This window comes from Cytobacillus sp., from assembly GCF_032154635.1.
GTDB lineage: Bacteria > Bacillota > Bacilli > Bacillales > Cytobacillaceae > Cytobacillus.
The window spans coordinates 17,973-30,784 of record NZ_JALDXW010000027.1; the positions used below are offsets into that span (position 1 = coordinate 17,973).

Genomic DNA, 12,812 nt, shown 5'->3' on the forward strand with positions numbered 1-12,812 from the left:
GATTTCCCTCCTTATCCTAACAGTTCTTCTACTGATTTTCCACGTAATTTAGCTACGTCCTCAGCACGTTTTAATTGTTGTAAACCGTCCAATGTTGCACGAACCATGTTGATAGGTGTGTTCGTTCCTAAAGACTTAGAAAGGATATCACCAATACCAGCAAGCTCAAGCACCGCACGAACAGGTCCACCAGCAATAACACCAGTACCTTCATAAGCAGGCTTTAAAAGAACTTCTCCAGCACCAAAGTTTCCAATTACTTGGTGAGGAATAGATGTTCCAACCATTGGTACTTCGATTAAGTTTTTCTTCGCATCTTCAATCGCTTTGCGAATTGCTTCAGGTACTTCTTGTGCTTTCCCTGTACCAAAGCCGACATGACCGTTTTTGTCGCCTACTACTACAAGAGCAGAGAAACGGAAACGACGTCCACCTTTAACAACCTTTGCTACACGATTGACAGTAACTACGCGTTCTTCAAGTTCAAGTTTGTTTGGATCAATACGACGCATGTTTTTGTGTCCCTCCTTTGACTATTAAAATTCTAATCCATTTTCACGTGCCGCATCAGCTAAAGCTTTAACACGACCATGATATAGGTATCCTCCGCGATCAAACACGACAGATTTAATACCTTTTTCCACTGCACGTTTTGCAACTAATTCTCCGACCTTAACTGCTGCATCAACGTTGCCTGTAGATTCTAGATTAATTTCTTTATCTAATGTAGAAGCACTCGCTAAAGTAACTCCCTTTACATCATCAACTAATTGAGCATAGATATGCTTATTAGAGCGGAACACATTTAAACGAGGACGAGCTTCAGTTCCAGAAAGTTTAGCACGGACACGGCCATGTCTTTTCTTACGAACTGCATTTTTGTCAGCCTTCGTAATCATTTAAGTCACTCCTTTCGTTTACTTATGCGGCATTACTTACCAGTTTTACCTTCTTTACGACGCACATATTCGCCTTCATAACGGATACCTTTTCCTTTGTAAGGCTCTGGAGGACGAACATCACGAATATTAGCTGCTAAAGCACCAACACGTTCTTTGCTGATTCCTTTAACGACAATCTTCGTATTTGATGGTACTTCAACCTCGACACCTTCTTCAGGCTCCATTTCAACAGGATGAGAGTAACCAACGTTTAGTACAAGTTTTTTACCTTGTTTTTGAGCACGGTAACCGACACCGATAAGCTCAAGAGCTTTTTCAAAGCCTTTAGAAACACCCTCTACCATGTTAGATAGTAATGCACGAGTTGTACCATGCATTGTACGGTGTAGTTTTGAATCTGATGGGCGAGAAATAGTTAATACATTCTCTTCCACTTGAATGATCATATCAGGATGGAATGAACGAGTAAGTTCACCCTTTGGTCCTTTTACAGTAACTGTGTTTTTATCATTAGTGATAGTAACACCAGCCGGAATTTCGATTGGTTTTTTACCTATACGAGACATTTATTGCACCTCCATTCATTAAGAAACTCTATTACCAAACGTATGCTAGTACTTCTCCGCCAACTTGTTTAGCGCGAGCTTCTTTATCTGTAAGAACTCCTTGAGAAGTAGAAACTAGTGCGATTCCAAGACCGTTTAGTACACGTGGCACCTCATCGGCTTTTGCGTACACACGAAGACCTGGTTTACTGATACGCTTAAGTCCAGTAATTACGCGTTCGTTGTTAGCACCGTATTTTAAGAAAATGCGGATAATGCCTTGCTTATTGTCTTCGATAAACTCAACATCACGCACGAAACCTTCACGCTTAAGGATTTCAGCAACTTCTTTTTTGATATTAGAAGCAGGAACTTCTAATTTTTCGTGACGAACCATATTCGCATTACGGATGCGAGTAAGCAAGTCTGCAATTGGATCTGTCATGACCATTGTTTTTACCTCCTTCCCACAATTGGGTTTTACCAGCTAGCTTTTTTCACGCCAGGAATTTGACCTTTATATGCTAATTCACGGAAACAAATACGACAAAGCTTAAATTTACGGTATACAGAATGTGGACGTCCGCAACGTTCGCAGCGTGTATATTCTTGCACCTTATGTTTAGGCGTGCGTTTTTGTTTCGCAATCATTGACTTTTTAGCCACGTTTTCGCCTCCCTCTATTTAGCGATTACTTTTGGAATGGCATTCCGAATTGAGTTAAAAGTTCACGAGCTTCTTCATCAGTATTAGCTGTAGTTACGATAACGATATCCATACCACGAACTTTGCTTACTTTATCGTAATCAATCTCAGGGAAGATCAATTGCTCTTTAACACCTAGAGTATAGTTTCCACGGCCGTCAAATGACTTCTTAGAAATCCCACGGAAGTCACGTACACGCGGAAGAGATACAGAGATTAATTTGTCGAAGAACTCATACATACGCTCTCCACGAAGTGTAACTTTTGCACCGATTGGCATACCTTCACGTAGACGGAAGCCAGCGATAGAGTTTTTCGCACGTGTTACTACTGGCTTTTGTCCAGTAATTAACGCTAGCTCTTCCACCGCATTATCAAGTACTTTTGAGTTTTGAACAGCATCACCAACACCCATATTAATAACGATTTTATCAATTACAGGCACTTGCATTACTGATGTATAGTTAAACTTGCTCATTAGAGCAGGAGTAATTTCTTTTGTATATTTTTCTTTTAGGCGGTTCATTCATTGTACCTCCCTTCTTCTTTAAACTATTTATCTAGAACTTCACCGGATTTTGTTGCTACACGTACTTTTTTGCCATCAACCGTCTTATAGCCTACACGAGTTGGTTTACCAGACTTAGGGTCTACAGGCATAACGTTTGATACATGAATAGGAGCCTCTTGGTTAATGATTCCGCCCTGCGGATTCACTTGTGAAGGCTTAGAGTGTTTCTTAACAATGTTTACACCTTCAACAAGAACTCGATCTTGTTTAGGGAACGCTGCAAGAATAACGCCCGTTTTGCCTTTATCTTTACCAGAGATGATCATAACTTTGTCACCTTTTTTCACATGCATCAGTAAGCACCTCCTTAAAGGCAATTTAGTTAGTATTATAAAACTTCTGGAGCTAAAGAAATAATTTTCATGAAATTGCTATCGCGTAGTTCACGAGCAACTGGTCCGAAGATACGAGTCCCACGAGGGCCCTTGTCATCACGAATAATTACACATGCGTTTTCATCAAAACGAATGTAAGTACCGTCATTACGGCGCACACCGCTCTTTGTACGAACAACTACTGCTTTAACAACATCACCTTTTTTAACAACGCCACCTGGTGTTGCTTGTTTCACTGTACAAACGATAATATCACCAATATTAGCTGTTTTGCGGCCAGAGCCACCAAGAACTTTGATTGTAAGTACTTCACGAGCACCAGAGTTGTCAGCAACTTTCAAACGTGATTCTTGTTGAATCATGAGTGTAACCTCCCTTCGGAATTAGGGTTTTTCCGAACAATTAGATAATAACTGCTTTTTCTACCACTTCTACAAGACGGAAGCGTTTTGTAGCTGAAAGCGGACGAGTTTCCATAATACGGACGATATCGCCAGTTTTCGCAAGATTTTGCTCATCATGAGCTTTGAATTTTTTAGAGTACTTAACGCGTTTACCGTATAATGGGTGCTTTTTGTATGTTTCAACTAAGACAGTAACAGTCTTATCCATCTTATCAGAAACAACACGCCCAGTGTAAACTTTGCGTTGGTTGCGTTCACTCATTGTGCGAACCTCCTCTCAATTTCACTTTGTAAAACCAATTTCTCTTTCACGAATAACAGTTTTCATACGAGCAATCGACTTACGTACTTCACGAATACGAGCTGTATTTTCAAGCTGTCCTGTCGCCAATTGAAAGCGAAGATTAAATAACTCTTCTTTTAATGATTTGACTTTTTGTTCAATTTCAGCAGTGGTAAGGTCACGAATATCATTAGCTTTCATTTGATTCACCACCAATTTCTTCTCGTTTTACAAACTTACATTTAACTGGAAGTTTGTGTGATGCAAGACGCAAAGCTTCACGAGCGATTTCTTCAGAAACACCTGCGATTTCAAACATTACTTTACCAGGTTTCACAACTGCTACCCATCCTTCAGGAGCACCCTTACCGGAACCCATTCGGACTTCAAGAGGCTTTGCAGTGTATGGCTTATGTGGGAATATCTTAATCCAAACTTTACCGCCACGTTTCATGTAACGAGTCATCGCAATACGAGCTGATTCAATTTGACGGTTCGTAATCCATGAAGCTTCTGTAGCTTGTAGACCGAATTCACCAAATGTTACTTCAGTACCGCCTTTTGCTTGACCGCGCATTTTTCCACGATGTTGACGACGATATTTTACGCGCTTTGGCAATAACATATTATTTGCCTCCTTCCCCAGTTTTCTTCTTAGTAGGAAGGACCTCTCCACGATAGATCCATACTTTTACGCCTAATTTACCGTAAGTTGTATCAGCTTCTGCTGTAGCATAATCGATATCAGCACGAAGAGTATGAAGTGGAACTGTTCCTTCGCTGTAGCTTTCTGAACGAGCGATATCAGCACCGCCTAAACGACCAGATACCATTGTTTTGATACCTTTAGCGCCAGCACGCATTGCACGTTGAATCGTTTGTTTTTGTGCACGACGGAAAGAAACACGGTTTTCTAATTGGCGAGCAATGTTTTCCGCAACTAATTTCGCGTCGATATCAGCTTTTTTGATTTCAAGAATATTAATGTGTACACGTTTGCCAGTAAGTGAGTTAAGTGCCTTACGAAGTGCTTCTACCTCAGTACCACCTTTTCCGATAACCATTCCTGGTTTCGCAGTGTGAATAGTGATATTAAGACGATTTGCAGCACGTTCGATTTCTACTTTAGAAACAGAAGCATCATTTAGACGCTTTGTGATGTACTCACGTACTTTAAGGTCTTCGTGTAAAAGATCAGCATAGTCTTTGCCTGCGTACCATTTAGATTCCCAATCACGGATAACTCCGATACGCAAACCGACTGGATTTACTTTTTGACCCACTGATTACCCCTCCTTCTTTTCTGATAAAACGATAGTAATATGACTAGTACGTTTGTTGATTTGGCTTGCACGACCTTGTGCACGAGGACGGAAACGTTTTAAAGTTGGTCCTTCGTCAACAAATGCTTGAGCAACTACTAAATTATTAACGTCCATTTCGTAGTTGTGCTCAGCGTTGGCTAATGCAGATTTTAAAACCTTCTCTACGATTGGAGAAGCAGCTTTTGGCGTTAAATTTAAAATCGCTACTGCTTCACCTACTTGCTTACCTCGAATTAAATCTACGACTAAACGAGCTTTACGAGGAGCAATACGAACTGTTCTTGCAACAGCTTTAGCTTGCATATGAATGCCCTCCTCTCATTAACGTCTTGTTTTCTTATCATCATTGCCATGGCCTTTGTATGCACGAGTTGGAGCGAATTCTCCAAGCTTGTGGCCTACCATGTCTTCAGTAACGTATACAGGCACATGTTTACGACCATCGTAAACAGCAATTGTGTGTCCGATGAATTGCGGGAAGATCGTAGAACGGCGAGACCAAGTTTTAACTACTTGTTTGCCCTCAGTTTCATTTAGCTTTTCGATCTTTGTCATTAAATGTTCATCAACAAAAGGTCCTTTTTTTAAGCTGCGACCCATGATTGAACCTCCCTTCGCGATTGTTCTACGGCCCGCCTCTGGAACCGTAGTTCAATCCCGTTATTTTTTGCGGCGACGCACGATAAATTTATCTGATTTGTTGTTTTTCTTACGAGTTTTGTATCCAAGAGTTGGTTTACCCCATGGAGTCATTGGTGATTTACGTCCGATTGGTGAACGTCCTTCCCCACCACCGTGTGGGTGATCGTTAGGGTTCATTACAGAACCACGAACAGTTGGGCGTTTACCTAACCAGCGTGAACGTCCTGCTTTACCAATGTTGATAAGTTCGTGCTGCTCATTACCCACTTGACCAACAGTTGCACGGCAAGTAGCAAGAATCATACGAACCTCACCAGAGTTTAAACGAACTAGTACGTATTTACCTTCTTTACCAAGAACTTGTGCAGAAGTACCTGCTGAACGTACTAATTGTCCACCTTTACCAGGTTTTAATTCAATGTTGTGAATAACTGTACCCACTGGAATGTTTACAAGTGGTAGTGCATTACCCACTTTAATATCTGCTTCCGGTCCAGACATTACTTCCATGCCCACTTCTAAATTCTTAGGTGCAAGGATGTAACGCTTTTCTCCGTCAACATAGTTAATTAATGCAATGTTTGCTGAACGGTTCGGGTCATACTCGATTGTAGCAACGCGTCCTGGAATGCCATCTTTGTTACGTTTAAAATCGATTAAACGGTATTGACGCTTATGACCGCCACCTTGATGACGAACTGTTAACTTACCTTGGTTGTTACGGCCGCCTTTACGGTGTAAAGGAGCAAGCAATGACTTTTCTGGTGTGCTTGTAGTAATTTCAGCAAAGTCAGATGAAGTCATATTACGTCGACCATTTGTGGTAGGTTTATACTTTTTAATCGCCATTTCGTTTCCCTCCTTTTCTCGTCAATATATTAAGCTTCGAAAAACTCGATTTCTTGACTGTCAGTTGTTAATTTCACAATTGCTTTACGACGTTTGTTTGTGTAACCGCCGAATTTACCCATACGCTTGAATTTACCTTTGTAGTTCATGATGTTGACTTTTTCAACTTTCACGCCAAAGATCGCTTCAACAGCATCCTTAACTTGAGTTTTGTTAGCTTTCACATCAACTTCAAACGTATATTTCTTTTCAGCCATAAGATCAGTAGAACGTTCAGTGATTACGGGGCGCTTAATGATATCGCGTGCATCCATTATGCAAGCACCTCCTCTACTTTTTCAACCGCTGCTTTCGTCATGATTAACTTATCATGATTTAGAACATCCAATACGTTGATTCCAGACGCCGTCACAACCGTTACACCAGGGATGTTACGAGCAGATAATGCTACATTTTCATCTAGGTCAGCTGTTACGATTAATGCCTTTGTATCAACAGAAAGGCCTTTAAGTACACCTTTAAAGTCTTTTGTTTTTGGAGTTTCGAAAGCAAGGCTTTCTAATACTAATACATTTTCACCTAATACTTTAGAAGATAATGCAGATTTAATAGCTAAGCGACGAACTTTTTTAGGAAGCTTGTAGCTATAGCTGCGTGGTACAGGTCCAAATACAGTACCACCCCCGCGCCATTGTGGAGAACGGATAGAACCTTGACGTGCACGGCCTGTTCCTTTTTGACGCCATGGCTTACGTCCACCGCCTGCTACTTCAGAGCGAATTTTAGTTTTATGAGTTCCTTGACGTAAAGAAGCTCTTTGCATAACAACCGCTTCAAATAATACATGGTTGTTAGGCTCGATTCCAAACACTGTATCATTAAGTTCGATTTCTCCAACCTTTGATCCAGCTTGGCTGTATAATGCTACTTTCGGCATTCTTTATTCCTCCTTTCCGACTTACTACTATGCTTTTACCGCACTTTGAATTTTTAGCATTGCTTTTTTAGCACCTGGTACATTTCCTTTAATAAGTAAAAGATTGCGTTCAACATCAACTTTTACAATTTCAAGGTTTTGAACAGTTACTTGATCTCCACCCATACGTCCAGGTAATAATTTACCTTTGAATACACGGTTTGGAGCGACAGGACCCATTGAACCTGGGCGACGGTGATAACGAGAACCGTGAGCCATTGGTCCACGAGATTGTCCGTGACGCTTAATAGCACCTTGGAAACCTTTACCCTTTGAGATTCCTGTTACATCAACAGTTTCACCTGCTGCAAAAATATCAACTTTGACTTCTTGACCAACTTCATAATCTCCTAAATTCACTCCACGTAATTCACGAACGAAGCGCTTAGGAGCAGTGTTAGCTTTTGCAACATGTCCTTTTTCAGGTTTGTTAGATAACTTTTCACGTTTATCTTCAAATCCAACTTGAATTGCTTCATAGCCATCAGTTTCAACTGACTTCTTTTGAAGAACAACGTTTGAAGCTGCCTCAACAACTGTTACCGGGATAAGTTCACCGTTTTCAGCAAACACTTGAGTCATACCAATCTTTCTTCCTAAGATTCCTTTGGTCATATCAGTCACACCTCCTAGATTGTTAGTTAAATTTATTCATTAAAGTTTAATTTCGATATCTACACCAGATGGTAAGTCTAAACGCATTAGCGAATCAACTGTTTGTGGTGTTGGATTAATGATGTCGATTAGACGTTTATGCGTACGCATCTCGAATTGTTCACGAGAATCTTTGTACTTATGAACCGCACGAAGAATTGTATAAACAGACTTCTCAGTAGGTAGTGGAATCGGACCAGATACAGCCGCACCAGAACGCTTTGCAGTCTCAACAATCTTTTCAGCAGATTGATCAAGAATTCTGTGATCATACGCTTTTAAACGAATACGAATTTTTTGTTTTGCCATTATTTTCCCTCCTTTTCGCCTATTTTCAAATAGACATTCTCAGTGAAAATTTCCCACACACTCGCCATGGCAAAGCGGCCGGGTGTGTCAGCAACCTTTCACATCATCGCAGTCAAAGACCAACATTGTCTATTATACAGAAATTAATAATGAAATGCAATAGTTTCACATAATTTCTTTTGGTTTTGCATACTTGTATAATTATAGCGACAACAACAGACTTTTTCAAGCAAGATTTAGACAAACCAAATATTGCATCTAATCTTACACTCTTTTTTCTCTGTACTTATTTTTTTCTAAAGCCGCCGCGCCATTTATATAGAAGAAACGCGATTAAAAACAAACATTTTCCCAATAAAAAAACCAGATGGATCGTCACCCATCTGGTTTTTAATATTAATTATTCAACGATTGTAGCAACAACGCCAGCGCCTACTGTACGTCCACCTTCACGAATTGAGAACTTTGTTCCTTCTTCGATAGCGATTGGAGCGATAAGCTCAACGTTCATTTCAATGTTATCTCCAGGCATAACCATTTCTACGCCTTCAGGAAGATTACAAATACCAGTTACATCAGTTGTACGGAAGTAGAACTGAGGACGGTAGTTTGTGAAGAATGGAGTGTGACGTCCACCTTCTTCTTTAGATAAAACGTAAACTTCAGCTTTGAATTTTACGTGTGGAGTAATTGAACCTGGCTTTGCAAGAACTTGACCACGTTGGATTTCTTCACGAGCTACCCCACGAAGAAGTGCACCGATGTTGTCTCCAGCTTCTGCATAGTCAAGAAGCTTACGGAACATTTCTACTCCAGTTACAGTAGTTGATTTTGGCTCTTCTGTTAAACCGATGATTTCGATTACGTCACCAACTTTAACTTGTCCACGCTCAACACGTCCTGTTGCAACTGTTCCACGTCCAGTGATTGAGAATACATCCTCAACTGGCATCATGAATGGCTTATCAGTTTCACGAGTTGGGTTTGGAACGTACTCATCAACTGCTGCCATTAATTCAACAATTTTTTCTTCCCATTCAGCTTCGCCTTCAAGAGCTTTAAGAGCTGAACCTTTAACAACTGGAATGTCATCGCCTGGGAAATCGTATTCAGATAATAGATCACGAATTTCCATTTCAACTAATTCTAGAAGTTCTTCATCGTCTACCATGTCACATTTGTTCATGAATACAACAAGGTAAGGTACACCTACTTGACGAGAAAGAAGGATGTGCTCACGAGTTTGTGGCATTGGGCCATCAGCAGCAGATACTACTAGGATAGCTCCGTCCATTTGTGCAGCACCAGTGATCATGTTTTTAACATAGTCAGCGTGTCCTGGGCAGTCAACGTGTGCATAGTGACGGTTTGCAGTTTCATACTCAACGTGAGAAGTAGAGATTGTAATTCCACGCTCTTTTTCTTCAGGAGCGTTGTCAATTTGATCATAACCGCGTGCTTCACCGCCACCTGCTTTTGCAAGTACAGTAGTGATTGCAGCTGTTAAAGTTGTTTTACCATGGTCAACGTGTCCGATTGTACCAATGTTAACATGGGGTTTTGAACGGTCGAATTTAGCTTTTGCCATTAGGAAAATCCTCCTTTAGAATATAAAAGTTAAGTATTTGGATGAGCTGCAAAAAGAATATTCTATTTGCAGCAATTTAGCCTACATTAGTAGTTATACTTTATAAATAAGGTAAAATCAATTATTCACCTTTATTTTTTTTGATGATTTCTTCTGAAATTGATTTTGGTACTTCTTCGTAGTGATCGAAGTGCATTGAGAATACACCACGGCCTTGCGTGCTAGAACGCAATGAAGTTGCATAACCAAACATTTCAGATAGTGGAACCATTGCACGAACAACTTGTGCATTACCACGAGCTTCCATACCTTCTACACGGCCACGGCGAGAAGTAACGTTACCCATGATATCACCTAAGTATTCTTCAGGGATAATTACTTCAACGCGCATTACTGGTTCAAGGATGACTGGATTACATTTTGAAGCTGCATTTTTAAGTGCCATAGATGCAGCGATTTTGAATGCCATTTCAGATGAGTCAACATCATGATATGAACCGTCAAATAATCTTGCTTTAATATCAACTAATGGATATCCAGCAAGTACTCCTCTTTCAAGCGCATCTTCAAGTCCAGCTTGAACCGCTGGGATGTATTCACGAGGAACAACCCCACCGACGATGCCATTTTCGAATTCGAAGCCTTTTCCTTCTTCGTTTGGAGAGAACTCAATCCAAACGTGACCGAATTGTCCACGACCACCAGATTGTCGAGCAAATTTACCCTCAACTGATGCAGACGAACGGAAAGTTTCACGATATGCAACTTGTGGTGCACCAACGTTAGCTTCTACTTTGAATTCACGTTTCATACGGTCAACAAGGATATCAAGGTGAAGCTCACCCATTCCAGCAATAATTACCTGTCCAGTTTCCTGATCAGTATGCGCACGGAATGTTGGATCTTCTTCTTGTAATTTTTGTAGAGCAGTTGTCATCTTATCTTGGTCAGCCTTTGATTTAGGCTCGATAGATAATTGGATAACTGGTTCTGGGAATTCCATAGATTCAAGAATTACTAATTCTTTTTCATCACATAGAGTGTCCCCAGTAGTTGTATCTTTCAGACCAACCGCTGCTGCAATATCCCCAGCATATACAATAGAAATTTCCTCACGAGAGTTTGCATGCATTTGAAGGATACGTCCTACACGCTCACGCTTGCCCTTTGTAGAGTTTTGTACATATGAACCTGAGTTCAATGTTCCAGAGTATACACGGAAGAATGTAAGTTTACCAACATACGGGTCTGTCATAACTTTAAATGCAAGAGCTGAGAATGGCTCTTCATCGCTAGAATGACGTTCCACAACTTCATCACTGTCAGGTAATGTACCTTTAATTGCTGGTACATCTAATGGTGATGGAAGGTAGTCAATAACCGCATCAAGCATTTTTTGTACACCTTTGTTTTTGAAAGCTGTACCACACATTACTGGATAGAATTCAACACTTAATGTCGCTTTACGGATAGCCGCTTTTAGCTCTTCGATAGAGATCTCTTCTCCACCAAGATATTTTTCCATTAAGTCTTCATCTAATTCAGCAACCGCTTCAATTAGCTTTTCGCGATATTCTTCAGCTTGTGCTTTGTGTTCTTCAGGAATTTCAATTTCTTCAATATCCGTTCCAAGATCGTTGTTATAGATAGTAGCCTTCATTTCTACTAAATCTATAATTCCGGAAAATTGATCTTCTGCTCCGATTGGAAGCTGAATAGCTGCTGCATTCGCTTGTAAACGGTCATGTAGCGTTTTTACAGAATATAAGAAGTCTGCTCCAAGCTTATCCATTTTGTTTACGAATACAACACGTGGTACACCGTATGTTGTAGCTTGACGCCATACTGTTTCTGTTTGTGGTTCAACACCAGATTGTGCATCAAGTACAGTTACAGCACCATCAAGAACACGAAGAGAACGTTCAACTTCTACAGTGAAGTCTACGTGCCCTGGAGTGTCAATAATGTTAACACGGTGACCTTTCCATTGCGCAGTTGTCGCCGCAGATGTAATAGTAATTCCACGTTCCTGTTCTTGTTCCATCCAGTCCATTTGGGCTCCACCTTCGTGTGTTTCACCGATTTTGTGGATTTTCCCAGTATAGTAAAGGATACGCTCCGTTGTTGTTGTTTTACCAGCATCAATGTGAGCCATGATACCGATATTACGAGTGTTTTTCAAGGAGAACTCTCTTGCCATTGGGTCTTTCTCCTTCCTAGTATGAGTGTTATTTTAATTAATCTTCTTATTTTACCAGCGGTAGTGAGCAAATGCTTTGTTTGCTTCTGCCATTTTATGTGTATCTTCACGTTTCTTAACAGATGCACCAGTGTTGTTAGCTGCATCTAAGATTTCGTTAGCTAAACGCTCTTCCATCGTTTTCTCTCCGCGAAGACGAGCGTAGTTTACTAACCAACGAAGACCAAGAGTTGTACGGCGATCTGGACGCACCTCTACTGGTACTTGGTAGTTTGCACCACCAACACGGCGTGCTCTTACTTCAAGTACTGGCATGATGTTCTTAAGTGCTTGATCGAATACTTCCATCGGCTCTTTGCCAGTACGCTCGCTAATAATATCAAATGCTGAATACAAAATAGCTTGTGATTTACCTCTTTTACCATCGATCATCATTTTGTTGATCAGGCGGCTAACAAGCTTTGAGTTATAAATCGGATCCGGCAATACATCTCTTTTTGCTACAGGACCTTTACGTGGCATAT

General features: G+C 40.6%; 22 protein-coding genes. All 22 read right to left on the reverse strand.

Going from position 1 to position 12,812, the window contains the following annotated elements:
* Positions 1-11 precede the first annotated feature (11 nt).
* The 22 genes from rpsE to rpsG all read right to left on the reverse strand — a co-directional run bounded on the left by rpsE (position 12) and on the right by rpsG (position 12,810).
* Positions 12-512, reverse strand: a complete 501-nt coding sequence (gene rpsE, locus RUH74_RS17100; protein ID WP_313802147.1) for a 30S ribosomal protein S5 — start codon at positions 510-512, stop codon at positions 12-14.
* Between the two features lie 24 nt (positions 513-536).
* Positions 537-899, reverse strand: a complete 363-nt coding sequence (gene rplR, locus RUH74_RS17105) for a 50S ribosomal protein L18 (protein WP_313802148.1) — start codon at positions 897-899, stop codon at positions 537-539.
* Positions 900-931: 32 nt separating this feature from the next.
* Positions 932-1,468, reverse strand: coding sequence for a 50S ribosomal protein L6 (gene rplF, locus RUH74_RS17110; RefSeq protein ID WP_313802150.1), 537 nt, complete (start codon positions 1,466-1,468; stop codon positions 932-934).
* A 31-nt stretch (positions 1,469-1,499) separates the two neighbouring features.
* Complete coding sequence (gene rpsH / locus RUH74_RS17115) at positions 1,500-1,898, reverse strand: 30S ribosomal protein S8 (protein WP_066441538.1); 399 nt, start codon at positions 1,896-1,898, stop codon at positions 1,500-1,502.
* A gap of 29 nt (positions 1,899-1,927) precedes the next feature.
* Entirely contained in the window at positions 1,928-2,113 is a 186-nt protein-coding gene (rpsN, locus tag RUH74_RS17120) for a 30S ribosomal protein S14 (protein WP_009336593.1), read from the reverse strand.
* Positions 2,114-2,138: 25 nt separating this feature from the next.
* A complete protein-coding gene (gene rplE, locus RUH74_RS17125) occupies positions 2,139-2,678 on the reverse strand; it encodes a 50S ribosomal protein L5 (RefSeq protein ID WP_053478254.1) in 540 nt (179 codons plus the stop codon).
* 26 nt (positions 2,679-2,704) lie between these two features.
* Complete coding sequence (gene rplX / locus RUH74_RS17130; protein ID WP_057767212.1) at positions 2,705-3,016, reverse strand: 50S ribosomal protein L24; 312 nt, start codon at positions 3,014-3,016, stop codon at positions 2,705-2,707.
* Positions 3,017-3,051: 35 nt separating this feature from the next.
* Positions 3,052-3,420, reverse strand: coding sequence for a 50S ribosomal protein L14 (gene rplN, locus RUH74_RS17135; protein ID WP_313802156.1), 369 nt, complete (start codon positions 3,418-3,420; stop codon positions 3,052-3,054).
* 40 nt (positions 3,421-3,460) lie between these two features.
* Positions 3,461-3,724 carry a 30S ribosomal protein S17 gene (gene rpsQ / locus RUH74_RS17140; RefSeq protein WP_053478257.1) on the reverse strand — a complete coding sequence of 88 codons (264 nt, stop codon included), beginning with the start codon at positions 3,722-3,724 and terminating at the stop codon, positions 3,461-3,463.
* A gap of 21 nt (positions 3,725-3,745) precedes the next feature.
* Positions 3,746-3,946, reverse strand: coding sequence for a 50S ribosomal protein L29 (gene rpmC, locus RUH74_RS17145; protein WP_053478258.1), 201 nt, complete (start codon positions 3,944-3,946; stop codon positions 3,746-3,748).
* Positions 3,936-4,370 carry a 50S ribosomal protein L16 gene (gene rplP / locus RUH74_RS17150; RefSeq protein WP_102272416.1) on the reverse strand — a complete coding sequence of 145 codons (435 nt, stop codon included), beginning with the start codon at positions 4,368-4,370 and terminating at the stop codon, positions 3,936-3,938. The genes rpmC and rplP overlap by 11 nt, the downstream gene beginning before the upstream one ends.
* Position 4,371: 1 nt before the next feature.
* Complete coding sequence (gene rpsC / locus RUH74_RS17155; protein ID WP_053478260.1) at positions 4,372-5,028, reverse strand: 30S ribosomal protein S3; 657 nt, start codon at positions 5,026-5,028, stop codon at positions 4,372-4,374.
* A 3-nt stretch (positions 5,029-5,031) separates the two neighbouring features.
* Positions 5,032-5,373, reverse strand: coding sequence for a 50S ribosomal protein L22 (rplV, locus tag RUH74_RS17160; RefSeq protein WP_066192195.1), 342 nt, complete (start codon positions 5,371-5,373; stop codon positions 5,032-5,034).
* An 18-nt stretch (positions 5,374-5,391) separates the two neighbouring features.
* Positions 5,392-5,670, reverse strand: coding sequence for a 30S ribosomal protein S19 (gene rpsS, locus RUH74_RS17165; RefSeq protein ID WP_049635903.1), 279 nt, complete (start codon positions 5,668-5,670; stop codon positions 5,392-5,394).
* 60 nt (positions 5,671-5,730) lie between these two features.
* On the reverse strand, positions 5,731-6,561 hold the full coding sequence (rplB, locus tag RUH74_RS17170) for a 50S ribosomal protein L2 (RefSeq protein ID WP_313802165.1): 831 nt from the start codon (positions 6,559-6,561) through the stop codon (positions 5,731-5,733).
* Between the two features lie 29 nt (positions 6,562-6,590).
* Complete coding sequence (gene rplW / locus RUH74_RS17175; RefSeq protein WP_102272415.1) at positions 6,591-6,875, reverse strand: 50S ribosomal protein L23; 285 nt, start codon at positions 6,873-6,875, stop codon at positions 6,591-6,593.
* Complete coding sequence (gene rplD / locus RUH74_RS17180) at positions 6,875-7,498, reverse strand: 50S ribosomal protein L4 (RefSeq protein WP_102272414.1); 624 nt, start codon at positions 7,496-7,498, stop codon at positions 6,875-6,877. The genes rplW and rplD overlap by 1 nt, the downstream gene beginning before the upstream one ends.
* Positions 7,499-7,525: 27 nt before the next feature.
* Positions 7,526-8,152 carry a 50S ribosomal protein L3 gene (gene rplC / locus RUH74_RS17185; protein ID WP_313802168.1) on the reverse strand — a complete coding sequence of 209 codons (627 nt, stop codon included), beginning with the start codon at positions 8,150-8,152 and terminating at the stop codon, positions 7,526-7,528.
* A 39-nt stretch (positions 8,153-8,191) separates the two neighbouring features.
* Positions 8,192-8,500 (reverse strand): 30S ribosomal protein S10, encoded by a 309-nt coding sequence (rpsJ, locus tag RUH74_RS17190; RefSeq protein ID WP_003348621.1) that lies wholly within the window; start codon positions 8,498-8,500, stop codon positions 8,192-8,194.
* Between the two features lie 400 nt (positions 8,501-8,900).
* On the reverse strand, positions 8,901-10,088 hold the full coding sequence (tuf, locus tag RUH74_RS17195) for an elongation factor Tu (RefSeq protein WP_313802170.1): 1,188 nt from the start codon (positions 10,086-10,088) through the stop codon (positions 8,901-8,903).
* Positions 10,089-10,209: 121 nt separating this feature from the next.
* Complete coding sequence (gene fusA / locus RUH74_RS17200) at positions 10,210-12,288, reverse strand: elongation factor G (RefSeq protein WP_313802172.1); 2,079 nt, start codon at positions 12,286-12,288, stop codon at positions 10,210-10,212.
* A 51-nt stretch (positions 12,289-12,339) separates the two neighbouring features.
* The gene (rpsG, locus tag RUH74_RS17205; RefSeq protein ID WP_009336565.1) at positions 12,340-12,810 is read right to left on the reverse strand and encodes a 30S ribosomal protein S7; all 471 of its coding nucleotides are present in this window, start codon (positions 12,808-12,810) and stop codon (positions 12,340-12,342) included.
* Positions 12,811-12,812: the final 2 nt, after the last annotated feature.